The 24333-nt window shown below is 43.6% G+C and carries 24 protein-coding genes and 1 pseudogene; 17 read left to right on the plus strand and 8 right to left on the minus strand.

Going from position 1 to position 24333, the window contains the following annotated elements:
- Positions 1 to 189: 189 nt before the first annotated feature.
- The 3 genes from AR337_RS00005 (at position 190) to AR337_RS00015 (ending at position 2183) form a co-directional block, all read left to right on the plus strand.
- Positions 190 to 663 (plus strand): hypothetical protein, encoded by a 474-nt coding sequence (locus tag AR337_RS00005; protein ID WP_059169960.1) that lies wholly within the window; start codon positions 190 to 192, stop codon positions 661 to 663.
- 159 nt (positions 664 to 822) lie between these two features.
- Positions 823 to 1698, plus strand: coding sequence for an NAD(P)-dependent oxidoreductase (locus tag AR337_RS00010; protein WP_059169961.1), 876 nt, complete (start codon positions 823 to 825; stop codon positions 1696 to 1698).
- 119 nt (positions 1699 to 1817) lie between these two features.
- The gene (locus AR337_RS00015; RefSeq protein WP_059169962.1) at positions 1818 to 2183 is read left to right on the plus strand and encodes a hypothetical protein; all 366 of its coding nucleotides are present in this window, start codon (positions 1818 to 1820) and stop codon (positions 2181 to 2183) included.
- A gap of 227 nt (positions 2184 to 2410) precedes the next feature.
- Here AR337_RS00015 and AR337_RS22540 read toward each other — a convergent pair.
- Positions 2411 to 2599, minus strand: a pseudogene (locus AR337_RS22540) (pyridoxal phosphate-dependent aminotransferase); the annotation flags it as partial.
- A gap of 287 nt (positions 2600 to 2886) precedes the next feature.
- Between AR337_RS22540 and AR337_RS00025 the strand changes: the two are divergent.
- Positions 2887 to 4200: an MFS transporter gene (locus tag AR337_RS00025; RefSeq protein ID WP_059169964.1), complete on the plus strand. Its 1314-nt coding sequence runs from the start codon at positions 2887 to 2889 to the stop codon at positions 4198 to 4200.
- An 80-nt stretch (positions 4201 to 4280) separates the two neighbouring features.
- On the opposite strand, the gene AR337_RS00030 is transcribed toward AR337_RS00025, so the two are convergent.
- The 3 genes from AR337_RS00030 to AR337_RS00040 form a co-directional block, all read right to left on the minus strand.
- On the minus strand, positions 4281 to 4742 hold the full coding sequence (locus tag AR337_RS00030; RefSeq protein WP_059169965.1) for a YkyB family protein: 462 nt from the start codon (positions 4740 to 4742) through the stop codon (positions 4281 to 4283).
- Positions 4743 to 4840: 98 nt separating this feature from the next.
- Positions 4841 to 6097 carry an MFS transporter gene (locus AR337_RS00035; RefSeq protein WP_059169966.1) on the minus strand — a complete coding sequence of 419 codons (1257 nt, stop codon included), beginning with the start codon at positions 6095 to 6097 and terminating at the stop codon, positions 4841 to 4843.
- A complete protein-coding gene (locus AR337_RS00040; RefSeq protein WP_059169967.1) occupies positions 6087 to 6701 on the minus strand; it encodes a PadR family transcriptional regulator in 615 nt (204 codons plus the stop codon). The genes AR337_RS00035 and AR337_RS00040 overlap by 11 nt, the downstream gene beginning before the upstream one ends.
- A 229-nt stretch (positions 6702 to 6930) precedes the next feature.
- Here AR337_RS00040 and AR337_RS00045 point away from each other — a divergent pair, with 229 nt between their 5' ends.
- Positions 6931 to 9060 carry a bifunctional diguanylate cyclase/phosphodiesterase gene (locus AR337_RS00045; protein WP_156424304.1) on the plus strand — a complete coding sequence of 710 codons (2130 nt, stop codon included), beginning with the start codon at positions 6931 to 6933 and terminating at the stop codon, positions 9058 to 9060.
- Positions 9061 to 9181: 121 nt separating this feature from the next.
- On the opposite strand, the gene AR337_RS00050 is transcribed toward AR337_RS00045, so the two are convergent.
- Entirely contained in the window at positions 9182 to 10054 is an 873-nt protein-coding gene (locus tag AR337_RS00050) for a metallophosphoesterase (RefSeq protein ID WP_059169968.1), read from the minus strand.
- Between the two features lie 178 nt (positions 10055 to 10232).
- Here AR337_RS00050 and fadH point away from each other — a divergent pair, with 178 nt between their 5' ends.
- Positions 10233 to 10997 carry a 2,4-dienoyl-CoA reductase gene (gene fadH, locus AR337_RS00055; protein WP_059169969.1) on the plus strand — a complete coding sequence of 255 codons (765 nt, stop codon included), beginning with the start codon at positions 10233 to 10235 and terminating at the stop codon, positions 10995 to 10997.
- A gap of 172 nt (positions 10998 to 11169) precedes the next feature.
- Here fadH and AR337_RS00060 read toward each other — a convergent pair whose 3' ends face one another.
- On the minus strand, positions 11170 to 11961 hold the full coding sequence (locus tag AR337_RS00060) for a C39 family peptidase (RefSeq protein WP_059169970.1): 792 nt from the start codon (positions 11959 to 11961) through the stop codon (positions 11170 to 11172).
- A 219-nt stretch (positions 11962 to 12180) separates the two neighbouring features.
- Here AR337_RS00060 and AR337_RS00065 point away from each other — a divergent pair, with 219 nt between their 5' ends.
- The 11 genes from AR337_RS00065 to AR337_RS00115 all read left to right on the plus strand — a co-directional run bounded on the left by AR337_RS00065 (position 12181) and on the right by AR337_RS00115 (position 22361).
- Complete coding sequence (locus AR337_RS00065) at positions 12181 to 12897, plus strand: DUF3993 domain-containing protein (RefSeq protein ID WP_059169971.1); 717 nt, start codon at positions 12181 to 12183, stop codon at positions 12895 to 12897.
- A gap of 234 nt (positions 12898 to 13131) precedes the next feature.
- Positions 13132 to 13371: a YkuJ family protein gene (locus tag AR337_RS00070; protein WP_059169972.1), complete on the plus strand. Its 240-nt coding sequence runs from the start codon at positions 13132 to 13134 to the stop codon at positions 13369 to 13371.
- A gap of 136 nt (positions 13372 to 13507) precedes the next feature.
- Positions 13508 to 13954, plus strand: coding sequence for a cyclic-di-AMP-binding protein CbpB (gene cbpB / locus AR337_RS00075; protein WP_059169973.1), 447 nt, complete (start codon positions 13508 to 13510; stop codon positions 13952 to 13954).
- Between the two features lie 74 nt (positions 13955 to 14028).
- A complete protein-coding gene (locus AR337_RS00080; protein WP_059169974.1) occupies positions 14029 to 15537 on the plus strand; it encodes an MDR family MFS transporter in 1509 nt (502 codons plus the stop codon).
- 84 nt (positions 15538 to 15621) lie between these two features.
- Complete coding sequence (locus AR337_RS00085; RefSeq protein WP_059169975.1) at positions 15622 to 16503, plus strand: LysR family transcriptional regulator; 882 nt, start codon at positions 15622 to 15624, stop codon at positions 16501 to 16503.
- 376 nt (positions 16504 to 16879) lie between these two features.
- Positions 16880 to 17428 carry a peroxiredoxin gene (locus AR337_RS00090; RefSeq protein ID WP_059169976.1) on the plus strand — a complete coding sequence of 183 codons (549 nt, stop codon included), beginning with the start codon at positions 16880 to 16882 and terminating at the stop codon, positions 17426 to 17428.
- Between the two features lie 85 nt (positions 17429 to 17513).
- Positions 17514 to 17969 (plus strand): TlpA disulfide reductase family protein, encoded by a 456-nt coding sequence (locus AR337_RS00095; RefSeq protein WP_059169977.1) that lies wholly within the window; start codon positions 17514 to 17516, stop codon positions 17967 to 17969.
- A gap of 121 nt (positions 17970 to 18090) precedes the next feature.
- Entirely contained in the window at positions 18091 to 19011 is a 921-nt protein-coding gene (locus tag AR337_RS00100; RefSeq protein ID WP_059169978.1) for a DUF4349 domain-containing protein, read from the plus strand.
- Positions 19012 to 19228: 217 nt separating this feature from the next.
- Complete coding sequence (locus AR337_RS00105; protein ID WP_059169979.1) at positions 19229 to 20560, plus strand: cytochrome ubiquinol oxidase subunit I; 1332 nt, start codon at positions 19229 to 19231, stop codon at positions 20558 to 20560.
- A 58-nt stretch (positions 20561 to 20618) separates the two neighbouring features.
- On the plus strand, positions 20619 to 21635 hold the full coding sequence (locus tag AR337_RS00110) for a cytochrome d ubiquinol oxidase subunit II (RefSeq protein ID WP_059169980.1): 1017 nt from the start codon (positions 20619 to 20621) through the stop codon (positions 21633 to 21635).
- Positions 21636 to 21698: 63 nt separating this feature from the next.
- Entirely contained in the window at positions 21699 to 22361 is a 663-nt protein-coding gene (locus AR337_RS00115; RefSeq protein ID WP_059169981.1) for a TrkA family potassium uptake protein, read from the plus strand.
- Positions 22362 to 22413: 52 nt separating this feature from the next.
- Here the strand turns inward: AR337_RS00115 and rnjA are convergent, their stop codons facing one another.
- Both rnjA and AR337_RS00125 read right to left on the minus strand, forming a co-directional pair.
- Positions 22414 to 24081: a ribonuclease J1 gene (gene rnjA, locus AR337_RS00120; protein WP_059169982.1), complete on the minus strand. Its 1668-nt coding sequence runs from the start codon at positions 24079 to 24081 to the stop codon at positions 22414 to 22416.
- 6 nt (positions 24082 to 24087) lie between these two features.
- Complete coding sequence (locus tag AR337_RS00125) at positions 24088 to 24297, minus strand: DNA-dependent RNA polymerase subunit epsilon (RefSeq protein WP_059169983.1); 210 nt, start codon at positions 24295 to 24297, stop codon at positions 24088 to 24090.
- Positions 24298 to 24333: the final 36 nt, after the last annotated feature.

Genomic DNA, 24333 nt, shown 5'->3' on the forward strand with positions numbered 1-24333 from the left:
TGGTCAGTAACAAAGGCTTTCAGCCGCAGAGAAAACCACCCGTTCTACGGGTGGTTTTTATTTTTTTGAAAACGGATATCACTTAGTAAAGATTATGTGAGACGAGAGAACAAAATCTTTATTTCATTTTCCATCCAACGTTTACCATGTTCTCCTTTTGGCTAAGGTAACTGTAAAGGAGTGGTAGGGATGGGAAAAACTTTAAGGGATGCGGGATATCTCTTGATGGCTTTGGCCTTTATTCTGCCTGTATCGGGGTGTGGTTTATTTTTTGATAATGATATCGTTGCAAACAGGCAAGCAGAAGTTTATTTGACGAAAAATAATGAACTTCAATTCAGGTTCAAGCTTAATGAAGACTTCCTTTATGGGAAGGACATGTTTAAAGTGAAGGTAAATATCCACGATGAAAAACTTGCGGAAGCGCTAGGAACGGATGCGATTATTTATGGGGAAGAGGAGGTGCTGAACGGCGAGTACCTTGAAGTCAAGGAGGGTAAGGATCATTATATTCTGATGGAACCTCTGCCCATGAATATCGATTTCCACATTGCAGAGCTCGAAAAGTTGATTTCAGATGGCAAAGCCGTATCCATAGAAGTATTTAATGAAAAGGAAGTTTTCGGACGAGGCTTCCTTTCGAATTTTTCTTCCGAACTGTAGGCTAAATCAGGCTGTAAGCGGGAATACTTAGAAGGTGCAAAATTGGAGATTGGGCACACCCCGGGAATTGTCGCCCCGGGGTTTTCTTTTTTCTAAAAATACCCATCCGAAATACATCATGATAAAATAGATAGGACAAAGTAGGAAAGGGTTGATTGGATGTTTAGACCAGAAACCGCTTCAATCGGATTTATCGGCACAGGAGTAATGGGCAGGAGCATGGCGGGACATTTACTAAAGGCTGGCTATCCTGTTACGGTCTATACAAGAACGAAGGAAAAGGCGGATAGCCTACTAAAACAGGGTGCGAAGTGGGCTGGATCGCCTGCGGAGGCTGTACGCGGTGCTACGATTGTTTTAACGATGGTCGGCTATCCGCATGATGTGGAGGAAATTTATTTGGGCAGCAATGGGCTCTTTGCTAATGCAAGGGAAGGGACTTATTTCATTGATATGACAACATCCACTCCTTCGCTTGCAAAAAAGCTCTTTGAAGAAGCGAAGATGCGCGGCATGCACTCGCTTGACGCCCCTGTATCCGGTGGCGATATAGGTGCTAGAGAGGCAAGGCTTGCCATAATGGTTGGCGGTGATGAAAGGGCATTTGAGAATGTAAAGCCGCTGCTTGAAAAAATGGGGACGAATATCGTGTTCCAGGGGGAAGCGGGCTCCGGGCAGCACACAAAAATGTGTAACCAAATTGCCATCGCCTCGAACATGATCGGCGTTTCCGAAGCAATGGTCTATGCTAAGAAAGCAGGCCTTGACCCTGAAAATGTTTTGAAAAGCATTTCCACAGGTGCGGCAGGGAGCTGGTCACTTTCAAATCTCGCCCCAAGGATGCTGAAAGGCGATTTTGAACCAGGTTTTTACATAAAGCATTTCCTTAAGGACATGCGGATAGCGCTTGAAGAGGCGGAAAAGATGGGGATGGATGCACCCGGGCTGTCGCTTGCAAAATCCCTTTATGAAGAACTTGCCGAAAAAGGCGAGGAAAATAGCGGAACACAGGCTCTTTATCGATATTGGCAATAGTTTAGAAGTATGTAACGACGTACGTTCTTCCTTATTAAAAAAAACAATGCCTCTAAACCTATACATCTTCTAAATCCCCCTTCTGGTTAATACCATTTCTATGAAGGAGGGGGAAAGGGATGAATCAGTTTGAAGATATAAAGGGTAGGTTTGATGAACTTGAGGATGGCCGCTACCTCGTCAGGATTGAAGGCTATAGCAGGGAAAAAACAGTCAATGGGACCCGCCCAATCAAATGGGAGCTTGCATTGATGAATGAGGTAAAGGGGACCTTACCCGTTAAATTCAGCCATATTGAAACCGATGGGGGTTTTCGAATCCTGATGGAAGAAATCAGGAGGCTTGGATTCACGAAGCCGAAATCACCGGAAGAATTCGAAGCCATTCTCTCAAGCCTCAAAGGGACTTATGCGGAGATTGGCCTGTTTACGACAGACAGGATTGAAGGATACAGGGAAGTCCGGTTCATAAGGAAAATGGGTTAAAGTATAGCCCCCGCAAGCTAATGCGGGGGCTGAATTTTTTACATTATGTAAGATTCCAGTCTGTCGAGGCCTTCTTTCAACCTTTCCATCGAGTAAGCAAAAGACAGGCGAAAGTATCCTTCGCCAAAATCAGAAAATGCGCTCCCGGGAACAACGGCCACCCTAGCCTTTTTGACAAGGTAAAGTGCGAAATCAAACGAGTTAAGTGTCGAACAATTCGGCAATTTATGTGTGTATACGGTTTTATTGTCGTTAATGGCTCTGACTGCAGCTTCCTTGACATGTCCCGGTGTTGGAAAGTCAGGCTGTCCAATGCTCAATGAAACCATATCCTCGATTCCTGCGACCATATTGAAGAACTTTCTAATTCCTGAAATTTCTATCTGCGTTACCCTCTGATTAACTAAATTCTCCACTAAAGGCCGCCCCTCATTTGCATTTTCCGATGGTTTTATATTCTAACATGTTACAAGAAAAACCCCCTAAAAAGCAATTCTCGCCCACAACGTTAAACGGTGGATAGAAAAATTTCGAATTCCAATGGAGCGCAAATCAATACATTCTTTAAAACCACTTTTTGTGGTGAAGAACCGTTTAGAACCAAATTTTCTAAAAATTTGTAAAAAAAGAAAAAAATGATGATATACTTATCCATGAGAACCATCAAAACGGCAAAGAATTCTGCTAAATAGGAGATGAAGCGATGGCACAAACCGAACAATCAAACCAACAACAAGGAGCGTTGAATAGGTCAGGGTGGAAACTGTATTTTACCCTTCCAATCTTTTCATGGGCACTATATGATTTTGCCAATACAATTTTTTCCTCTAATATCAATACTATCTTTTTCCCGTTTTACATGACCGAAACAATCGGGAATAACGAAGTATTAAACCAGATTGCAAGTACATTCGTTTCTTATGCCAATGCGATCGCAAGCATTTTCCTGGTTATCTTCTCTCCGCTTTACGGGGTAATGATTGACCGTACTGGACAAAAAAAGAAATACATTATTATTTTCACCGTTATAGCAGCATTTTCGACAATCCTGATGGGAGTTTTCGGTGGAGCGGACCTATCCGGAAAATGGTTCGGAATGCCTGTTCCGCTTGTACTAGTCCTTATATTATTTATCGTTGCAAAGTTCTTTTACCATTCAAGCCTTGTCTTTTATGACGCGATGATTTCGGATCTTGGAACCAAGCAGGAAATTCCGCTGATTTCAGGATTCGGTGTAGCGATTGGGTATGTGGGAACACTTGTTGGCCTGGCCGTTTACCCATTCGTGGGCAATGATGGATTTCATGAGGCGTTTATACCGACGGGGATCATGTTCCTGATATTTTCATTGCCATTATTTTTTTTAATAAAAGAAAAGCCATTCCCCGCTGCAAAAAAAGAGTCTTTTTTATCGGGATATAAAGAGATTGCCGCCACATTTAGGGAAATGAAAGCCCATAAGAACATTTTTACGTTCATGATAGCTTATTTTTTCTTAAATGATGCGCTTGCCACAACAATTGCAATGATGGCGGTCTATGCCAAAACAATTGTCGGATTTTCGACCGGGCAATTCATTTTACTTTATCTTGTATCCACAATCTCAAGCATTATTGGTTCATTTATTTTTGGCTATGTAACGAAAAAGACTGGTGCAAGAAAAGCAGTCTACTATGTCGGCATACTGCTCCTCGTAGCTCTAATCATCGCTTGCTTTGCCGTCAATGAGGCGATGTTCTGGATTGCAGGAAGTATGTTCGGAGTCGCCCTTGGTTCGATGTGGGTGACGACAAGGACTTATATTGTCGATTTGACTCCTGAGGACAAACGCGGACAATTCTTTGGCCTATTTGCTTTTTCGGGAAAGGTTTCTTCCATTGTCGGCCCATTATTGTATGGAAGCATCACATTGATTTTTGCTGATTATGGAAATATCGCCAGCAGGCTGGCGCTTGGATCACTCATCATCTTAACCCTTATAGGCCTCCTTGTTCACAGGAAAATCCGTGAAGATTAATAATGGTATGGCTCCAAATATGTCTACCAGTGAAATAAAAGAAGCCGGCACCGCCGGCTTCTTTTATTCGTTACTATGAATTAATAGCTTTCTCCAAGCTTTTTAAAGACTGGCTTTTGGTATGTTCTTTTACCGCCCGTTGGATGCTGGGGCTCCTTGATGCCTGTATATGCCATCAGGATGGTTTTTGATTGTGTTAACGAAAGGCCTGCTTTGGGATTCCTGACCAGTCCATCAAGAGACCCGAGGTGGGGAAGATCGGCAAAATCTTTTTTCTCTGGCGGAATGTGGAAAGTATATTCTCCGCATTCGACAAGAACATCGGATTGTTGCTGGCTGTTTTTGGGATGCCTGGAAAAATGGAGGCCGACTTTCCTTGCCTTTCCTTCACGAAGAAGTTTCTTTATTGCTTCGTGTTTTAATAAATACAGGAATTTTGGGTTAGGGGCCGTCTTAGCGTGCCGGTTGACAATATAAATTGCCTGGGAGAGGTTATTAATTGAAAGATTTTGTTCTGTTAATCGAGGATTATTGCTATTCAAGCAAAGTCTCCTTTCGTAATAAGCATTTGTATCCATTATACCGCTATTTCACGAGAATTGAAATCATTCCCTTTTTTATCTTCCCTTTGGCAAACTTTCTAAGCGCCGGCTTTTGTTCCAACCGCTTTCCGTTTTGCGGCATAAGAAACAAGGACTCCCATCCCCAGGAGGGTTGTAGCCGCTCCGGCACACAGCAATACATTTGGAACTCCGATTGCCTTGGATAGCATGGCTCCTGCCGCTGGTGCGAAGAGCATTGAAAATGTCTGGATGGAGGAAGCAGCCGCAGATACTCTTGCCATCAAATGTCCGGGAGTTTCTGATTGAAGAACATAGCCGTAGGGAACCGATTGGCTAGCGCCTAGTACTCCGAGCAGGAAAGCGCCAAACATCCAACCCAAATCCGCCAATGTGAAAACTTTTAGGCCGCCGAGCCCAATGCAGGCAATCAAAATCCCACTGAAAACAGCTGATCCGGCCATTAACTGAATGGGTATGGATTTCCATTTTGTCCAGCTCCCCAGAAGGAACGAGCCCGCGACACTCCCAATGCCAACCGCGCTGACAAGCAGGCCGAAATTTTCGCCGCTGAAACCAATCTCCCTTGCAATAAAGACGAATAGCCCATCATATAAAAAGATAATAAATAAAGCGGCAGCTGTCAGAATAACAGAAACCTTCAGGAGAGGAACCTGGAAAATATGCCGTATTCCTTCTGTAAATTCCTTTTTGAAGCCTGGCTTTGCACCAGTTGGATTTTGTCCTTCCACCCCCCCTCGCAACTCGTTTGAAGGAAGCATGAACAGGAAGGCTAGCCCAATCGCAAACCCAGCGATTTCAAATAGGAACGGGCTCTTCGCTCCAAAGAGAGCGATAATTCCCGCGCCAAGGGCAGGGCCGATAATTTTCGTCGAGTTTACTGACAGCTGGCTAAGCGTGACAGCAAGGGGGAGCTCTTGTTCGCTGACTGTAGACCTGATCATGCTTTGCCTCGCCGGGTCATATAATGCTGCAGCCGTACTTTTTAATAATACAAATAGAAGAAGGATATAGAAGTTTGGGGAAAAATATAGCCCCAAAACAAAGATTGATTTAAAGAACAGGCTGCTTATCATGACCATCCTTTTTGGCATGCGTTCTACGAATACCCCGGCAAAAGGGCCGATTATCACCCAAGGCAGAGCAAGTGCGATAATTACGGAAGCAATGGCTGCCTCACCAAGGCCCCAGTGATAGGCGACTACTACTTGAATGGCAATGAAATCAAGCCAGTTCCCCAAGTCTGAAAAAACCTGGGCAGTAAAAAGTGAACGGAAAGATCTGTTTCTAAGCGCAGCAAACATATTATCCTTCATCCGTTTGATCTCCCTCCATCGCTTTTGCGCGCCTTCTCTTTATGCCTTTTCCCAGGCAATTAGGGTCCTGGGCATCGGGAAGGCTGCCACTTAACAGTGCCTGGATTGTATCATCAATCCAATTCAGTTCAGCTTCAAGCCTCGCTTTGGCATATCCAATCGCAAGCTTTCCAATACCAGTTACATAAGAGGTATTATTTTCGGGCCAGAGTTTCACAAAATGTAAAATTTCTAAACTTTTTGCCCGCCTAGATTCCAAATGCGCGATTAGAGGCTGCGATTCCATATCTTCATGCCAGGCGGCTATTTTCATAAACAGTTCATCTTTTATTATAGGATAGTCAGGGGTGGCAATTAGCCACCTTTCGAGTTCAGCCCAACCCGAGCCGGTAAGCTCATACAATACTTTTCGCCTCCCATCGGAGCTGCTTTCAAACGCTTTTATTAATCCCTTTTCCTCTAGTTTCTTGAGCTTCGGATATATGCTTCCATAGCTCATTCCCCAAAATAATCCTGCACCTTCATGCTCAAACTCCGATTTTATATCATAGCCCGAACTAGGCCTAAAGCTTATTACTGCTAGGATTGCGTGCTCAGTTGACATAGGTAGCCTCCATGTATCAATTTGATATATCATTATGATATATGTGAGTTGGCTGTTTTGCAATAAATTTTTTCAAACAAAAAGGTAATTTTTTCGATTTTTTTCCCTGTATGGAAATTCTTGTAGTATGATAGAAACAGATGAATTTGTAGAAAAGTCAATCTTTTTGTCAGATAACCACTATGTAAAATTGAACAAACAAACTAGCAAAAACCTTAAGGATGATACTATGGAGTTCAACAAGAACATTTTGGATATTGGATTAACAGGTGTAAAAGGGGCTGAAAAAGTGGAAAACATCCTTTTTGACCTGGTCTTCCGCCATACAAAAGATATGGTTTTCATCATGAAAGTGGAGGATGGACCTTCCTTCCGTTATTTGTTTGCAAATGAAGCTGGCTTCCAAAGGGCAGGAATATCACGGAATTCCATAGGAAAGACCTTTGAAGAAGTTCTTCCTGCCGTATTAGCCGTGAAACTTCAGGAGGAGTATGAAAGGTTCCTTTCGTCTAACGCTTCCCAAGCGGTTTTTGACGCTTCGTTCATTGAAATGGGGAAGGAATTTTTCGGGGAGACAATCCTGTCAGCCGTAAGGGATTCTGATAATACCATCCAATATATAGTCGCCATAACACGGGACGTTACCGAATATCTGCGTGAAAAAAATAAAATTATTGAAAGCGGCCAGCGCTATAGATCGATTGTAGACCACAATATGGATGCGATATTTTCTATTAACCTGGAAGGCCAAATCCTTGAATCAAATCCCGCCGCCGTGAAACTAACAGGCTATCAGGAAAAAAAGCTTGTTGGAGGCTCGATATACGACCTCGTTTCCGATCTGGATTTTGTTAATTTTAAAGCACTGGTCGAAAGCACTGGCAATGGCCAGTCACTTGAATCGCTCGATTGCCGATTTACCCACAGCAAAGGCTATATGCTAACGCTTCATATTAAAACTGTCCCTATCATTGTCTTTGGTGAAATAAAAGGCATTTACGTAATAATCAGGGATATTTCAGAACAATCTAAAAATGTTGAAATGATTAAATATATGGCATTCCATGATCAATTGACAGGGCTGCTGAACCGGAGGGCTCTGCTGGATAAGCTCAATGAACAGCTTTTTTCCCCTTCAAGGCTTGAAATGGAATTTGCCCTAATTTCGATCGACCTTGATCGCTTTAAATACCTTAATGATTCTCTCGGCCATCTAGTTGGAGACGAAATATTGAAAAAAGCAGCTTCCCGTTTAATGGAATGCCAGAATGATCATTGCTTAGTATTCCGCCAGGGCGGGGATGAATTTATCATCCTCTTGCTTGCTACTACCAGGAAGGCTACTACTTTTTTTGCCCAAAGAATACTTTCGATGTTCAAACGGTCGTTTTATTTCAATTCACAGGAATATTATATTTCTCCCAGCATAGGCATCAGCATGTATCCCAATGACGGGAAAGATGCGGAGACATTGTTGAAAAATGCGGATGAAGCGCTTTATCGGGTCAAAGAGCGAGGGCGCGCCCATTTTCAATTTTATAGGACAGATATGAACGCCTCCATTACAAATGTCCTTTCGATTGAAACTCATCTCCGGAAAGCAATTGAGAAAAAGGAGTTTAGCTTGCACTTCCAACCTCAGGTCGATTTAATGACTGGGGAAGCAAATAGTTTCGAAGCCCTGCTGCGATGGAATTCAAAAGAATTGGGCTCGATTTCCCCCGGGGTGTTCATCCCGCTCGCTGAAGATACAGGGTTGGTTGTTCCGATAGGCAATTGGGTAATCGAGAATGCATGCAAGCAAATCAAATTATGGAATCGATCAGGATATAGCGGATTCAGGGTTGCAATCAATATTTCCCCAAAGCAATTGCAGCAGCCAAATTTCGCGGCCATTTTAAAGGCAGCCATTGACCGGCATTTAATAAATCCAGCCTGCCTTGAAATAGAGATTACGGAGAGTTCCATGCAAAATACGGAAGAGGCCGCGCCAGCACTTAAGGATATAAAAAATCTGGGAGTGACCATTTCTGTCGATGATTTTGGGACGGGTTATTCATCGTTAAGTTATCTAAAAAAGTTTCCTATTGATGTTCTGAAAATCGATCAATCCTTTGTAAAGGATATAAGTGAAAACCAAAAAGATGCAGCCATTGCTTCTGCCATTATCCATCTGGGCAAAAGCCTTGGCGTCGAAGTGATTGCCGAAGGAGTTGAAACCTCCGGCCAGGCGGAATTCCTTGCGATGGAAGGGTGCCACAAAGCACAGGGGTATTATTTTGCAAGGCCGGTTCCCGCAAAAGAATTGGAAGGTAGGTACCTGAAAATTCCCGTGCCAGCACTTCAGGAATATAGTTGAAACTAACACTTTGTCCATTGACAACCGACTTTATCAACAGAATGAAAAATCCTTTATCATCGGATAAAGGATTTTTGTTTTTTTCGTATTAATATCAAGCAAGGGCGGGCTTACATGGCGCCTAATCAGTAGTCCTTTTTAAAGTAAATACAGTCAGTTCTGGCTTGGACATGAATCTGAAAGGCAGTCTTGTAGTGCCAACCCCCCTGTTTACATAAAGGGTCAGAGGGGGCTCTCCTTCAATCGTATAAAATCCTTCATGATACCTTTCGGCAAACGGTGGTTTTACGAGAGCGCCAAGAAAAGGGACTTTTATTTGTCCACCATGGCTATGGCCGCTAAGCTGTAAATGAAAACCGTGGCCAGAGGCATCATCTGCCAGGTCTGGAGCATGGGATATAAGAATCTTATATGCATTCCTTGGAATATTTTTTGTGGAGGCTCCAATATCAGGTTTGCCGAGCATGGCATCGTCAATTCCAGCTAGATAGATGGAATCCCCATTCTTTGTTATTGGTACGCTTTTATTAACCAGTAAAGTGAAACCTGAATTTTTAATAATATTTTTATAAAGAGATGTTCCATAACCGCCATGGTCATGGTTGCCATATACAGCATATTTCCCCATCGGGGCGACAAGCCCTCCAAGAATAGGAGCGATTTCATTTGCTTTATCATATTTGTTTGGCTCATCCATTAAATCGCCGCTAAAAACAATCATATCGGGTTGGAGCTTCGTAATTTTTTCTGCAAGTTTTTTTAACTGATTCAATGTGTATTGGAAGCCTAGATGTGTATCGCTGAATTGAACAATACGCAAACCGTCCATTTGTTCGGGGATTAGCGGGTGGGCAATTTCGTGTGCTTGAATGTCAAGCAGAATCGGTTCAATTTCCCTGGCATAGAAATAGCCGCCTGAACCGAGCCCGAATACGGCCAAGGCGCCGCCAAGCAGGGATTTAAGAAATGATCTCCGCGTTTGTTTTTTTAACATCATCTATCTACCAGCCTGTCTTTTATACTCTGAAGAATGAAATTCATACAGCATTAATACTATCAAACTAAAACATGGAATAGAAGCGGTGATTCCATTATTAAAATAAGAAGCTACTTTCCTGGTAATTCCCGGCTTTTGTGATACGATTTGGAAAAAGAAGGTTGGAGGGTTTAGAATGAGGGGAAAAACGGTGATTGTGACCGGAGGATCAAGCGGAATGGGGAAATACATGGCCAAAAGGTTTGTTGATGCCGGTGCAAACGTAGCGATTACCGGCCGGACGCCGGAGACGCTTTTTAAAGCGAAGGCCGAGATGGAGAAAGGCCCGGGAAAAGTCCTGGCGATAGAAATGGATGTAAGAAATATTGTTGACGTAAGCCGGATGATAAAAGAAACAACCAGCGAATTTGGAGGACTTGATTACCTTGTAAATAATGCTGCAGGAAACTTTATTTGTCCGGCTGAGAAGCTAACTCCTAATGGTTGGAATTCCGTCATTGATATTGTTTTGAACGGTACTTTTTACTGCAGCAGTGAGGCAGGGAAGTATTGGATTCAAAATAAAGTTGAAGGAAGAATCATAAATATGGTCGCAACCTATGCATGGGATGCGGGAGCAGGCGTTATCCACTCTGCAGCTGCCAAGGCCGGAGTCCTTTCAATGACAAGAACACTCGCTGTTGAATGGGGAAGGAAATATGGAATTCGTGTGAATGCCATCGCTCCAGGGCCAATCGAACGGACAGGCGGAGCGGAAAAACTTTGGGAATCGGAAGAAGCGGCAAAGAGGACGATTCACAGCGTTCCGCTAGGCCGGCTGGGTAAGCCGGAAGAAATTGCCGACTTAGCACACTTCCTCTTATCTGACAGCGCCTCGTACATAAATGGGGAATGCATAACGATGGATGGAGGACAATGGCTTAACCAATTCCCATTTTAACACCATATGGGCTGTCAATATGGGTAAAAACCTACTTTTATAAGGCTCTAACACCGATTCGTCAGGCCGATGGGGCCAGAAACGGTGTTTTCATTTTCCAAATGGAAAGGATAGGCTATAGGCGGTTTTCAGAGCAATTAAGACATAACGTTTGCCTCCTTATCCTGCAATCCTATTTATAGCTAACCGCCCGGCTTTTTAAAGCTTTCCAGGAGGCTGTAAATTGTTCTCGATCAATTCCAAGCTGTTTTTTTTCTGAAAGCGGGTCGTTTACATATACTTTATTGCTATCAAAGCCAACCAGTACGACGGCGTGAAGGTCGAGAGGGGTTGTGATTGAACGTTTACCGTGAAGCCAGGATTCCCAGCGGTCCGGAAGCCTGAAATCTCCAGTGGTCCAAATGACTGCCGGGAATCCTGAGGCAATGTGGGCAAGGACTTCGCTAAATTCCTGGTTTGTCAAATTGACGGCCCGGCCCGGTAAATACGTGTTCATTAAATTCACAATCGGTTTGTCAAACACCGCATAACCCGGTTCCTTCCCTGTCATATCCCCCACAAATCCTTTCGAAGGGTCTCCCCACTTTATAATTTTCCCGCCTGCCTTAAAGAGTGGATCCGGGTCTTTTCTAATTGCCCTGGACAACTCCATTTTATCCACTTTTATTCCTGCATAATTCAATACCATCGCAAGGCTTGTCACCTCACAGCCGTATTTAAGCTCTGGATTCTGCTTTATTAGGGGTACGTCCAACATCATCTTTTTAGGAAGCTCGCTGGCCGTGCCGAGCTGAAAGATTTCAGGAGGATGTAAATTATCGTGTACACTTTCTTTGTTTTCATTATCAGCTGCAACCGGACTACGTTTTTCATGCACTGGTTTTGAGTGGCCTTCCACAATTTCATTTCCCAGGGAACACCCTTGCAGAAGTAATGCTGCTGCTAATAGCTGGATGAACTTCATTTCCAATCCTCCTTTAAAGATGCCTTAAGTTATTTTCTCTCATGCGCACCTTTCTAAATCAACAAAAAATTACCTTTACACTAAATAAGAAAAAGGGTTAAAAAGGGATTTTCGTGGGTAAAGGATAAGATAGTACAATAGGTCAAGCTTTTTGTTTTAGGACGCAGATGGATTTTTAAAAAGAATTGCCTTGCTCAGAACAAAACAGGGGGAATGATCATGAAGAAAGCGTTGCTGTTAATTTGTGCGTTTATGCTATTTATGCCTATTTATACAGAAGCTGAAGTGGAAGCGGAAGGCAGCCAAATGGGGCGGGACGAAGTGTTTTCACTTTTAAAGAACGCCTTTGAGGCCCAGCTTTCACTTGGTGAGCAGCTTCGACCAATGAGTGAAGTCGAAGCAATCCTATCTCCATATTTTACCGACAGCTATAATAAACTCTTCCTTGATGCCAACCTAGTGGAAGAAAACGGGTTGTATGTTACATACGGAACGGATTTTGGCCAGTATTATATCCCTTACTATGAATTCTCCGAAAATACAAAGGTTGTTGTTGAGAACAATAAAGCGTATGTTTTCGAATTTTTTCCGGAGAATACCGATGGCCCAGTAGGCTATGAAAGCCATTATGAAGGCCTTCTCCTGAAGAAATCGGCGGGAATGTGGAAGGTGTCCCAATATTTATACAATGAAATTCCTGATTCAATTATCAAACAAGCGGGAGAATTTAAAGTAAACGAGGAAAAACTTCCTATCGAAAAAGCGGTATGGGAAGATGAAGAGTTGGAAGTCGAAGCTGCTTCGCTTCAATTTCAGCTTGGAATGAACCCTATCGGTGGTTTATTCCAATATGCCGCCTTTCTCGGAGCCAGCCAAACCAGCGGCAGCGATTTAAATGAAGAACTAGCAGTGGAACAAATTGTGTTGGCGAATTGAGTTTTAATGGGCTCTGGGCAGCCTTTTGGTAGAGCGTTTTTCCTTCGATAAGTAATATTTTTTTCCGAATTAATAAGTTTTTACTTGTATGTCTGTACAAAACTAATTTATGCTGTTAGTATTGGCAAACAAGGAAAACCAGATGAAAATTTGGAAAGATCCGTATGGATAGAAACGTGCGGGGAGAGAAATCTAATAGCAATAGCTTGTTTGTGTTTTGAAAGGAGAGAAAGCATGTCACAGCTACAAGGGATTATTACCCGCTTAAAAAATCTTCAGGACCAGTCCGGCGGGGGCGGCGAACCTGCCCAGCGTTACTTTGAGGTGAATGGCGAACGAAAATGCCAGGTGACTTTTCACCCAAAAACCGAGACGTTCGAACTGGAAGTATACAATGATAAGGAAAAACCAAAGCGTTACCAATTCGATAATATCGACATGATTACAATTGAAATTTTCGACTTGATCCAATAATTGACGCGACAGGAACCTAATACACAGGTTCCTTTTTCAATTATCACTTCATAATGGGGATTTAAAAAATAAACAGTCCATTTGGAATTATGTTAGAATATAAATGGTGTATAACAAATTCGAGGAGCATTCGGCGATGATAAGTCTTCATAGTGGAGAGTTTTTAGAAATCAGCATCAGGGATTTAATGATTCCTTCCGAGCGGGTAGCCCATGTCCAAATGGGGAACAATCTGGAGCACGCCTTACTTGTGCTAACAAAGAGCGGATATACTGCCATCCCGGTATTGGATCCTCATTACAGGCTGCATGGATTGATCAGCACAACAATTATCATGGATTCCCTGTTGGGCCTTGAGAGGATTGAATTCGAAAAGCTCGAAGAAAAAAAGGTTGAGGAAATTATGAACCGAACCGTACCGCGTGTAAACATGGGGGCATCTATAAACCGCTGTGTTGAATTATTGATAAACTACCCATTTTTGTGTGTGGAATCAGATAATGGCATTTTTGAGGGCATTTTACCCAGGAGTACGGTGTTGAACCAGCTCACGAAACACTTGAACAAACAGAATAAAAAGTAGGTTTTTAATTGGCTCCCTTTTGGGGGCTCTCTGTTTTCTTACGTGCCTATTTAAAATAGAAAGAGGTGCAATTTGTGGGGCAAGCCTTGAAAAAGCAGCTGGCAGGGAAAAAGCAAACACGCAGGCCGTTTGTCCTTGCGTCAGTCATGCTTGCTATGTTCATGGGGGCAATAGAAGCAACGATCGTTTCAACAGCCATGCCGGCCATTGTTGGGGAGCTGGGAGGCTTTTCCCTTTATAGTTGGGTTTTTTCAGCTTATTTGCTCATGAATGCTGTAACAGTTCTCATTTATGGAAAACTTGCAGATTTATTTGGCAGAAAACCAGTACTCCTATTTGGCCTTTCCATCTTTATGATAGGATCCATTTTGTGCGGTTTCTCCGAAAATATGGAAATGTTGATATTGTTCAGATTGATCCAGGGCTTTGGGGCCGGCGCCGTCATGCCCATTGCGACAACAATTGTCGGGGATATTTACAATACCGAGGAACGGGCCAAGATTCAAGGATACCTTTCAAGTGTTTGGGGAATTTCCGCCATAATGGGGCCGGCAATCGGCGGCTTACTTGTGGAATTTGTAAGCTGGCATTATGTTTTCTGGGTCAATATTCCTTTGGGGATATTATCAATGCTGGGGCTCTGGATGTTCCTGCACGAAAAGGTTGAAAAGAAAAACCATGATATTGATTACATAGGTGCAATCCTAATCACAATTGGAATCTCTACACTAATGTTTATCCTGGTGGAGGGAGGGCATCGCTGGAGCTGGGTTTCCTACCAGTCGGCATTGTTCTTCATCGTTAGTTTTGCTTCACTGGCATTGTTCGTCTTACAGGAGAGGCGTGCGGCGGAGCCAATGATGCCATTTTCCATTTGGAAGGAAAAATCAATCTTTATCGCGAATATCGTATCGCTGACAACAGGGGTTATGCTGATTGGGATCTCCAGCTTTTTGCCCGCTTTTGTCCAAGGGGTAATGGAACAGTCCCCGATTGTGGCTGGCTTTGCATTAACCGCTATGTCGATTGGGTGGCCTATTGCCTCCACTTTCGCTGGGAGGATTGCCTTAGCGAAAGGGTATAGATTTACGTGCCTGATTGGCGGATCCATGCTGATTGTTGGGGGAACTTTTTTTGCGACAATGTCCCCCGGGGCTGGCCCTATATGGGCGGCTGTCGGCTCATTCTTTACTGGAATAGGAATGGGGCTGACTTCAACGGCATTCATTTTGTTGATTCAGGGAACAGTAGGCTGGCAGCAGCGCGGCATTGCCACGGCAAGCAACATGTTCATGCGGAATCTGGGAAATACGATTGGCGCAGCGCTTCTTGGAGGCATTCTCAATAGCAGGTTCATGGCCTACCTCGAAAAAAATGGGACAGGCTCTGAAGGCAAGCCAACACTTGAAACAGCCAACGTTCTATTGGATGCGAAAGAAAGGGCCGCCCTTCCAGAGGAGATTAGGTCCCTCCTTCAGGAAGGGCTGACGGTTTCCCTTCATACCGTATATATTGGTGTTTTGGTATTTGCAATCGTAAGCATGGTCCTGATTTTTTTCTTACCGAAAAAGAAACCTGCCTAAGCTGCCCGGGGAAACCCGGGTTTTTTTTTGTAAAAATAATAGTAGAATGAGCTATAATATAAGAAAAACTTATGGAGGAATAAAATGTCCTCATTATCAGAATTCCATCTATTATCCGTATTAGCACAGGAAATGAACATGCGAAAGGCTGCCGAACGCTTATTTGTTTCTCAACCCGCACTATCACAACGCCTCCAGTCAATCGAGAAAGACTGGGGGACTAAGCTGTTCATCCGCTCGCAAAAGGGGCTTGCCCTTACTCCACAGGGAGAAGAGGTCATTAGGTTTGTAAATGCCGTTATTGGTGAAGAGGAAAAGGTAAGGGAAGCCATCCATTCAATGGAATCAGGTGTGTCGGGAACCTTGAAAATTGCTGTTGCGACGATTGTTGGGCAGCATTGGCTTCCAAAGGTTCTCAAAAAGTTCATCGAGCGGTATCCACAGGCGAAAATATCGTTAGTAACCGGGTGGAGCAGTGAAATCCTTCGCTCCTTGTATGACCATCAGGTGCATATTGGCATAATCCGCGGAGCGCCCGAATGGAAAGGAAAGAAGGTCCATTTGTTTGAAGACAGATTATTTCTCGTAGACCGGGAAATCTCCAGTGTGGAACAGGTAATCCAAACAGACCGGCCATTCATCCAATTTAAGAGTGATTCTAATTATTACCAGGAAATCCAGGAGTGGTGGCATCGCCAATTTAAGCTGCCTCCAAAAAGGACCGTGCTGGTTGACCAAATTGAAACATGCAAGCAAATGGCTCTTAACGGTATCGGCTATGCCATCCTGCCCGAAATTACCTTGCATGGAGCTGATGAGGATATTTTTAAACTTCCACTGATGGACGAATGGAACCGGCCGATTAAAAGGGATACATGGCTGCTCGGATATGAATCTGCGTTTGAACTGAAACAGGTGACTGCGTTTACCGAATTGGTGCTCGAGCACATAAATGAGGGAAAATAATATTTCCTTTTCTTGTTTTCAGTTATTGCGGAAAAGGCGAAGCTTGAGGGAACAATCCGTACTCTTTCACCGGAATCACGGAAGATAGCGAATATATTGCTTTTAAAGCTGGTTCGGAGGACAAGGCTTGAGCAAACTGCTTCTTGTATTTTAACGGTCATGATAAACTTGTGAATGGGTCCAAAGATTCTGTTTAAGATAGGAAAGTTTGGGCAAACCAATAAGGGTACCGCAATAAGTCAATATTAATTATTTAATTAAACTAATTATTGATTAATATTGACCATAAGTAGCGGTTGTCCTATAATAGGCATTGTGAAAAGGGATAACGGATCTAGCTAACATCCCGTAAAAACTTAATTTTGGAGGGATTTTCATGCCAGAACGGATGGTAGGAAAACAAGCACCGCGATTTGAAATGGAAGCAGTAATGCCAAACAAGGAATTTAAAAAAGTTAGCCTTGAAGAAAACATGAAAAATGATAAGTGGACAGTACTGTTTTTCTATCCAATGGACTTCACTTTCGTTTGCCCGACAGAAATCACAGCACTTTCCGATCGCTACGACGAATTTGAAGACCTTGATGCTGAAGTTATCGGCGTTTCCACCGACACAATCCATACTCACCTTGCCTGGATTAAAACAGACAGGAAAGACAATGGACTTGGCGATTTGAAATACCCGCTTGCAGCTGATACAAACCATGTCGTGTCCCGTGATTACGGCGTGTTGATTGAAGAAGAAGGTGTAGCGCTTCGCGGACTGTTCATCATCAGCCCAGAAGGCGAAATGATGTACCAGGTAGTGAACCACAATAATATCGGCCGTGACGTTGATGAAACCCTTCGTGTCCTCCAAGCCCTTCAAACTGGCGGACTTTGCCCGGCAAACTGGAAGCCAGGCCAAAGCACACTTAACGTATAATTGACCATTAACTGTTATGAATGATAGACCTAACCGATAAAATTGTTAGGTCTTTTTTTCGCAAATAAGACTAGGAGGTTATCATATGAAATTGCGTGAACCAATGCCCGAGTTAACCGGCGCCGTAGAATGGCTGAACGGAGAGGTAAAAAGGGATGAATTGATTGGCGAAAGGCCAACTTTGATCCATTTCTGGTCTGTCAGCTGCTATTTATGCAAGGAAGCCATGCCCCAGGTAAACCAGTTCCGTGATGACTATAAAGGCAAACTGAACGTTGTAGCTGTTCATATGCCAAGGTCCGAGGATGACTTGAAAATTGATGATATTAAAAGAACTGCAGCCGAACACGGCATATCGCAGCCGATTTTCGTTGACAGTGAACAAAAGCTTGCAGACGCATTCCAAAACCAATATGTACCTGCCTATTACGTATTTGATAAGGAAGGCAAGCTTAGGCACTTCCAGGCGGGCGGCAGCGGAATGAAAATGCTTGAAAAGCGAGTCAACCGTGTATTGGATGAAACGGAAAAAACAGAATAAAAGTTTTTAGGGGCCCTGGCAAAATTGCCGGGCTTTTTTTATCATAAAAAATCCCCCCCTGCTGCCACAAAGCCTGTCACAAACCGTCTAATCTATAAATGAGATTGGGGAGTGAGAGAGGATGGCCCGTATAGCCCATTTCAATAAGCTGTTTCTAACAATACTGCTTGCATTGGCAGTGATAATGAGTGCTTGCAGCAATTCAGGCCGGTCTGAAAATGCGAAAATGGATGGATCAGCAGATAAAAAATTAGAAAATAGGGATTATGGAGATTCGGTGGGTAATGAGGGAGCTTCGAAAGAAAAGGATGAAACTCCAGATGGGACAGTGGAATCGCCGGTTGCCTCCAATCGAATGGTAATCCGCAATGCTGAACTGCATTTGCGTGTTAAGAATTTTGAAAATGCCCAAAAGTCACTTGAAACGAAGGCGGAGAAGTATGGAGGCTATATTGTCGATTCCTCCGTTTCCAAGGATGGCGGCGGGCAAATGAGCGGCAGGATGACTGTCAGAGTGCCAGCCGCGCAATTTGAACGCTTTCTGCATGAAGCCGAGAAAGGCGCTGCGGAGGTGCTCGACCGTACAATTCGCGGCGAGGACGTAACGGAGCAGTATGTCGACCTTGAGTCAAGATTAAAATCTAAAAAAGCCGTTGAAACGAGGCTGCTGGAATTTATGAAAGGCGCTTCAAAGACGGAGGACCTGCTGCAAATTTCAGCCGACCTAGGTGCCGTCCAGGAAGAAATTGAACAGCTAACAGGGAAAATGAAGTATTTGCAAAACCAGTCATCGATGTCGACGATTACAATCTCCCTTTTTGAACAAAAAGTAATTGCCAAAGGTACCACCCCAAAAGAGCTGAACACGTGGGAAAGGACAAAGAAGCAGTTTATAAGCAGCACGAACACCCTATTATCCGCGGGGTCAGGATTAATTGTATTTTTCATAGGCAATTTGCCCCTTTTGTTAAGCCTTGCTGCATTAGGGCTTATTAGTTTCCTTTTCATAAAAAAAGTGGTAAAAAGAAGGGGAGATGAGTAATACAGGAACAGCCGCTGAAAACCTTGTGGTTCTATGTTGTAGGTGTGAAAATAGCGGCCCGTGTTTGCGGGCCTTGTTTTTTGGTTAAATCTACATATCTGGCTAAAATGCCTTTTGCTCCGAGTAAGGCGAAATTAGTGATTCATGTCACAGATTGTTCACAATTTCACAAAATGGGTTCGGCTGTTTTAATAATTACTTTATGGAGGGAAACGATTTGGAACTTGATAATGTAATGCTCAGCCGAATGCTGACATCAATGACCTTGGGATTCCATATCATCTTTGCAACAATCGGAGTGGGCGTTCCAGTCATGATTTCTTTGGCTGAATTCATCGGTATAAAAAAGAAGGACGCCCATTATATCCTATTGGCGAGAAGATGGGCTAGGGGGTTCACGATCACCGTGGCGGTTGGGGTGGTAACCGGAACCTGCATTGCCCTGCAGCTCTCATTGCTCTGGCCAAGCTTTATGAGAATTGCGGGCCAGGTTATCAGCCTTCCTCTGTTTATGGAGACATTCGCTTTTTTCTTTGAAGCTATCTTTCTTGGAATCTATTTGTATTCCTGGGATAGGTTTAAAAAGCCAATACACCACTGGCTTTTGTCCATCCCGATTATCATTGGTTCATCGGCATCCGCTTTTTTCATTACTACTGTGAATGCATTTATGAATACACCCAAGGGCTTCATCCTTGAGAACGGGATCATTACGAATATAGAACCGCTTAAGGCGATGTTCAATCCTGCAACGCCATCAAAGGTATTTCATGTCCTTACATCGTCCTATATGACCTCGGCATTTATCCTGGCAGCGATTACCGCCTGGGCTATCTTGTTCGGCAAAAAAACCGAGTATCATATGAAGTCGCTTAAACTGACTATGGCGGCTGGACTCGTTTTCGCTTTGGGAACAGCCATAGCCGGTGATATTTCGGCAAAATTCCTTGCAAAGGAGCAGCCAGAAAAACTAGCGGCGGCTGAGTGGCATTTTGAAACCGATAAAAATGCAGACTTAATTTTATTTGGAACGATTGATGAAAACAAGGAAATTCATAACGCAATCCGGCTTCCAAAATTGCTCAGCTTCCTGGCGGGGAACTCCTTTGAAACTGAAGTGATTGGGCTTGACAGGATTCCAGATGATGAGCAGCCTCCGTTATGGATTCATTACATGTTTGATCTCATGGTAACGATTGGCATGTATGCAACTTTTATTTCGGCTGTTTTCCTTTTTCTTTGGAAGCTTAGGGGCAACCCTTTCAATAAGCCGCTGCTTTGGTCGATTGTGGCAAGCGGGCCTCTATCCATGCTTGCTATTGAATTTGGATGGATTTTTGCGGAGGTAGGCCGCCAGCCATGGATACTTAGAGGCTATATGAAGGTTGCAGAAGGGGCAACAAAAGCTGATGATGTTGGTCTGACGTTCCTGATGTTCCTGGTTCTTTATCTCGTTCTGGCTGTTATGACAGTCATTGTCCTGACCAGGATGTTCAAAAACAAGTCGGCTGAAGAGGAGTTTGAAGAACGATACTCAAATGCCTTTTGACCGCTTATATAATCAGATTGGGATCGAGGGACCACATTAAGGAATGGAGGCTTGACTGATGAGTTTGCAGTTGCTTGGCATTACCGTCCTGTGGACGTTTCTATATGGATATTTAATTGTTGCGTCTGTAGACTTTGGTGCCGGTTTTTTTGCCTATTACGGGAAAATCACAAAGAAGGATCATGTGATCAACCATATTATCAGCCGGTACCTCTCCCCAGTTTGGGAAGTAACAAATGTTTTCTTCGTTTTTTTCTTTGTTGGATTGATTGGCTTTTTTCCCGACACAGCGTATTACTACGGCACAGCCCTGCTGATCCCAGGTAGCATTGCACTGATTCTCCTAGCGCTCAGGGGCTCGTTTTACGCATTTGGCAATTACGGTGCCAAAAAGGATAATAGCTTTTATTTGTTCCTTTACGGGGCAACGGGTCTTTTGATTCCTGCCTCGCTGTCTACGGCATTGACGATCTCAGAGGGAGGATTTCTGGAACAGAAGGGCGACACCGTTGAATTCCTGGCAATGAAGCTTTTTACTAGCCCTTATTCATGGGGGGTAGTAATACTGGCGATTGTGTCTGTCCTTTTCATAAGTGCTTCCTTTTTAACCTATTATGCAGACAGGGCAAATGATATGGATGCAAGGGATGTGCTAAGGAAGTTCGCATTATTCTGGAGCCTGCCTTGTATCCTCGCGAGCCTGTTGGTGTTTGCATCATTAAGGGCCCATAATGGTAGGCACTTTTCCAATGCTATGGATATATGGTGGGTATTTGGCCTTTCGTTTCTTTGTTTTCTAGCTGCAGCGTTTTTAATATATCGGAAAAAAATGTTGGGGTGGGCATTCATCCTTGTCATGCTGCAATTCTTTTTTGCCTTTTTCGGATACGGGGCATCGCATCTCCCGTACATCCTTGATCCGTTTATTACAATCCATACGGCTGTTACCAATGAAGCAATGGGGACTGCGCTCGTAATCGCATTCATAGCGGGACTTTTCCTTCTTGTGCCATCCCTTGCTTTGTTAATGAAGCTTTTCCTTTTCGATGCCGATTATGTCCGCGGAAAAAAGTAATATTTCGGTTTAGGCCTTTTTTTGCTACTATAGAACATAAATATATTCCTTGGGGGAATTTCAGTGAAAAAGGATTTTGCAGTAATAGGCCTAGGCCGCTTTGGCGGCAGTATTTGCCGCAGGCTGGCTGAATTAGGGAAGGAAGTCCTGGCCATGGACAACAACGAGGAGAGGGTTAATGAATATGCTTCAATCGCATCTCATGCCATTCTCGGGGATTCCACCGATGAGGCGGTTTTGAAGGCGATAGGGATCAGGAACTTCGATCACGTAATTGTTGCGATAGGGGACAATATCCAGGCAAGCATCCTGACAACTCTAATTTTAAAGGAATTAGGGGTAAAGCATGTAACAGCGAAAGCGCTGAATGACTACCATGAAAAGGTTCTTTTGAAAATTGGCGCCGATGTAGTAGCACATCCTGAACGGGATATGGGAATCCGGATTGCGAACAATATTTCAACTAGCAATGTCTTGGATTATCTTGAGGTTTCCGATGAACACAGCATTGTTGAGATTGTGGCGAATGAAAGGCTTGGCGGAAATACGATTATCGAGCTGAATATCCGTGCGAGGTATGGAATCAATATTGTCGCGATTAAAAGGGGAAGCGACATTATAGTGTCTCCTCTCGCCAGTGAAAAAATTTGGCTTGGCGATATATTGATAATTATTGGGACAGATGTCGATATTGAACGATTTAGGAAGAAGGTAATCGAGGATTAAAAAAGGAAGCTTGCTAGCAGCAAGCTTCCTTTTTTCTGTATTTATAGGGAAATCAGATTTCCATAATGATCGGCAAAATCATTGGCCGGCGCTTTGTTTTTTCATAAAGGAACGGGCCGAGTGTATCAGTAATTTCATTTTTAATTTCGGACCACTGGGTCGTTTTCCGCTCCATAATCTTATTGAGGTGTTTTGAGATAAGTGACTGGGCATCGTTAATCAGATCACCAGATTCCCTCATATAAACAAATCCTCGTGAAATAAGGTCTGGGCCAGAAGCGATTTTGAATTCCTTCATATTGATGCTGACAACCACTACAACCAGGCCTTCCTCAGATAGAATCCTGCGGTCGCGAAGGACGATATTTCCAATATCACCGACACCGCTGCCATCAATATAAACTGAACCAGAAGGGATTTTCCCAGCTATTTGGGCACTGTCCTCGGAAAGGGCTAGCACTTCGCCATTGTCCATTATAAAGCAATTTTCCTCTGGTACGCCACAGTCCACCGCAAGCTTCGCATGCATCCTCTGCATCCTATACTCACCGTGAATTGGCATGAAGAACTTCGGCTTGATTAGCCTTAGCATCAGCTTTTGCTCCTCTTGTCCGCCGTGCCCAGATGTATGGATATTGCTTAGCTTCCCATGAATTACATCGGCGCCCGCCCGGAACAGCATATTTATCGTCCGGCTGACACTGATTGTATTTCCGGGAATTGGGGAGGAGGAAAACACAACGGTATCCCCAGGGATGATCTGGATTTGACGGTGTGTGCCGTTTGCAATCCTCGAAAGGGCGGCCATTGGCTCTCCTTGGCTTCCGGTACAGAGGATGGTCACCAGATTGGCGGGCATCCTGTTGATTTGTTGTGCATCAATAAAGGTTTCTTTAGGAGCGCGAATATAACCTAGCTCCTGGCCGATATTAATGGCAGCTTCCATACTCCTCCCAAAAACGGCAACCTTTCTACCGTTTTGGACGGCTGACTCTACAACCTGCTGGAGCCTATGGATATTGGATGCGAATGTAGCAAAAATAATTCTGCCATCCACCTTTCGGAAAATATCATCGATGCTGTCCCCTACCCGGCGTTCGGACATTGTGAAATCCGGTATTTCGCTGTTTGTGCTATCTGATAGGAGGCAAAGGACGCCTTCCTTGCCGATTTCAGCCATTTTTGTAAGGTTAGCAGGCTCGCCAACCGGGGTGAAATCGAATTTAAAGTCACCTGTATGGACAACTTGTCCATTTGGTGTTTTTATTACGATTCCATAGGAATCAGGGATGCTGTGGGTGGTGCGGAAGAATGTAACGGATGTTTTCCGGAACTTTATGATATCGTCTTCCTTTATTTCAATCAGCTTCGCTGTCCTTAAGAGGCCATGCTCTTCTAGCTTGTTCTTAATCAGCCCAAGCGCGAGCTTTCCTCCGTAAATAGGAATATTGATCTCCCGCAGAAGATAAGGGATGCCGCCAATATGGTCCTCATGTCCGTGAGTGACAAAAAGTCCTTTAATTTTTTCAACATTCTTCACTAGGTAGGAATAGTCTGGAATCACATAATCGATTCCTAGCAGCTCATCCTCGGGAAACTTGATGCCGGCATCTATAAGGATGATTTCATCCTGGAATTGAACTGCATACGTGTTTTTTCCAATCTCGCCGAGTCCACCAAGGGCAAAAACAGCGGTTTGATCATTTTTAACAAATTTCATGAATTATCAAATCTCCAATACATTAAAGTCTTCATCTTGTTTTTCATACTGCAGGTAAACACCTTTGACTTCCTGGACAAATTCAATATTATAGCCCCGGTCCGCAAGTTTTTTCCTTACATCCTTTTCCGAATCCCCTTCGACAAATAGGGATTTGGTATTTTCCCTTATGGGTACCTCATTAAGGCGCTCCTGAAAGTAAATCTTAAACAACATCTTTTCTCGCTCCTATCTCCACATTTGCTGCTTTTA

It is taken from the genome of Bacillus sp. FJAT-27445, assembly GCF_001510665.1.
In the GTDB taxonomy this organism is placed as follows: domain Bacteria; phylum Bacillota; class Bacilli; order Bacillales; family Cytobacillaceae; genus Bacillus_D.

Excerpts from the sequence above, each read along its gene's own strand:
- fadH (WP_059169969.1), top strand. The coding sequence starts at position 10,233 with ATGAGGGGAAAAACGGTGATTGTGACCGGAGGATCAAGCGGAATGGGG.
- AR337_RS00025 (WP_059169964.1), top strand. The coding sequence starts at position 2,887 with ATGGCACAAACCGAACAATCAAACCAACAACAAGGAGCGTTGAATAGG.
- AR337_RS00090 (WP_059169976.1), top strand. The coding sequence starts at position 16,880 with ATGCCAGAACGGATGGTAGGAAAACAAGCACCGCGATTTGAAATGGAA.
- AR337_RS00125 (WP_059169983.1), bottom strand. The coding sequence starts at position 24,297 with ATGTTGTTTAAGATTTACTTTCAGGAGCGCCTTAATGAGGTACCCATA.
- AR337_RS00110 (WP_059169980.1), top strand. The coding sequence starts at position 20,619 with ATGAGTTTGCAGTTGCTTGGCATTACCGTCCTGTGGACGTTTCTATAT.
- AR337_RS00045 (WP_156424304.1), top strand. The coding sequence starts at position 6,931 with ATGGAGTTCAACAAGAACATTTTGGATATTGGATTAACAGGTGTAAAA.
- AR337_RS00005 (WP_059169960.1), top strand. The coding sequence starts at position 190 with ATGGGAAAAACTTTAAGGGATGCGGGATATCTCTTGATGGCTTTGGCC.
- AR337_RS00060 (WP_059169970.1), bottom strand. The coding sequence starts at position 11,961 with ATGAAGTTCATCCAGCTATTAGCAGCAGCATTACTTCTGCAAGGGTGT.
- AR337_RS00070 (WP_059169972.1), top strand. The coding sequence starts at position 13,132 with ATGTCACAGCTACAAGGGATTATTACCCGCTTAAAAAATCTTCAGGAC.
- AR337_RS00015 (WP_059169962.1), top strand. The coding sequence starts at position 1,818 with ATGAATCAGTTTGAAGATATAAAGGGTAGGTTTGATGAACTTGAGGAT.
- rnjA (WP_059169982.1), bottom strand. The coding sequence starts at position 24,081 with ATGAAATTTGTTAAAAATGATCAAACCGCTGTTTTTGCCCTTGGTGGA.
- AR337_RS00050 (WP_059169968.1), bottom strand. The coding sequence starts at position 10,054 with ATGTTAAAAAAACAAACGCGGAGATCATTTCTTAAATCCCTGCTTGGC.
- AR337_RS00100 (WP_059169978.1), top strand. The coding sequence starts at position 18,091 with ATGGCCCGTATAGCCCATTTCAATAAGCTGTTTCTAACAATACTGCTT.
- AR337_RS00040 (WP_059169967.1), bottom strand. The coding sequence starts at position 6,701 with ATGTCAACTGAGCACGCAATCCTAGCAGTAATAAGCTTTAGGCCTAGT.
- AR337_RS00010 (WP_059169961.1), top strand. The coding sequence starts at position 823 with ATGTTTAGACCAGAAACCGCTTCAATCGGATTTATCGGCACAGGAGTA.
- AR337_RS00095 (WP_059169977.1), top strand. The coding sequence starts at position 17,514 with ATGAAATTGCGTGAACCAATGCCCGAGTTAACCGGCGCCGTAGAATGG.
- cbpB (WP_059169973.1), top strand. The coding sequence starts at position 13,508 with ATGATAAGTCTTCATAGTGGAGAGTTTTTAGAAATCAGCATCAGGGAT.
- AR337_RS00035 (WP_059169966.1), bottom strand. The coding sequence starts at position 6,097 with ATGAAGGATAATATGTTTGCTGCGCTTAGAAACAGATCTTTCCGTTCA.
- AR337_RS00065 (WP_059169971.1), top strand. The coding sequence starts at position 12,181 with ATGAAGAAAGCGTTGCTGTTAATTTGTGCGTTTATGCTATTTATGCCT.
- AR337_RS00085 (WP_059169975.1), top strand. The coding sequence starts at position 15,622 with ATGTCCTCATTATCAGAATTCCATCTATTATCCGTATTAGCACAGGAA.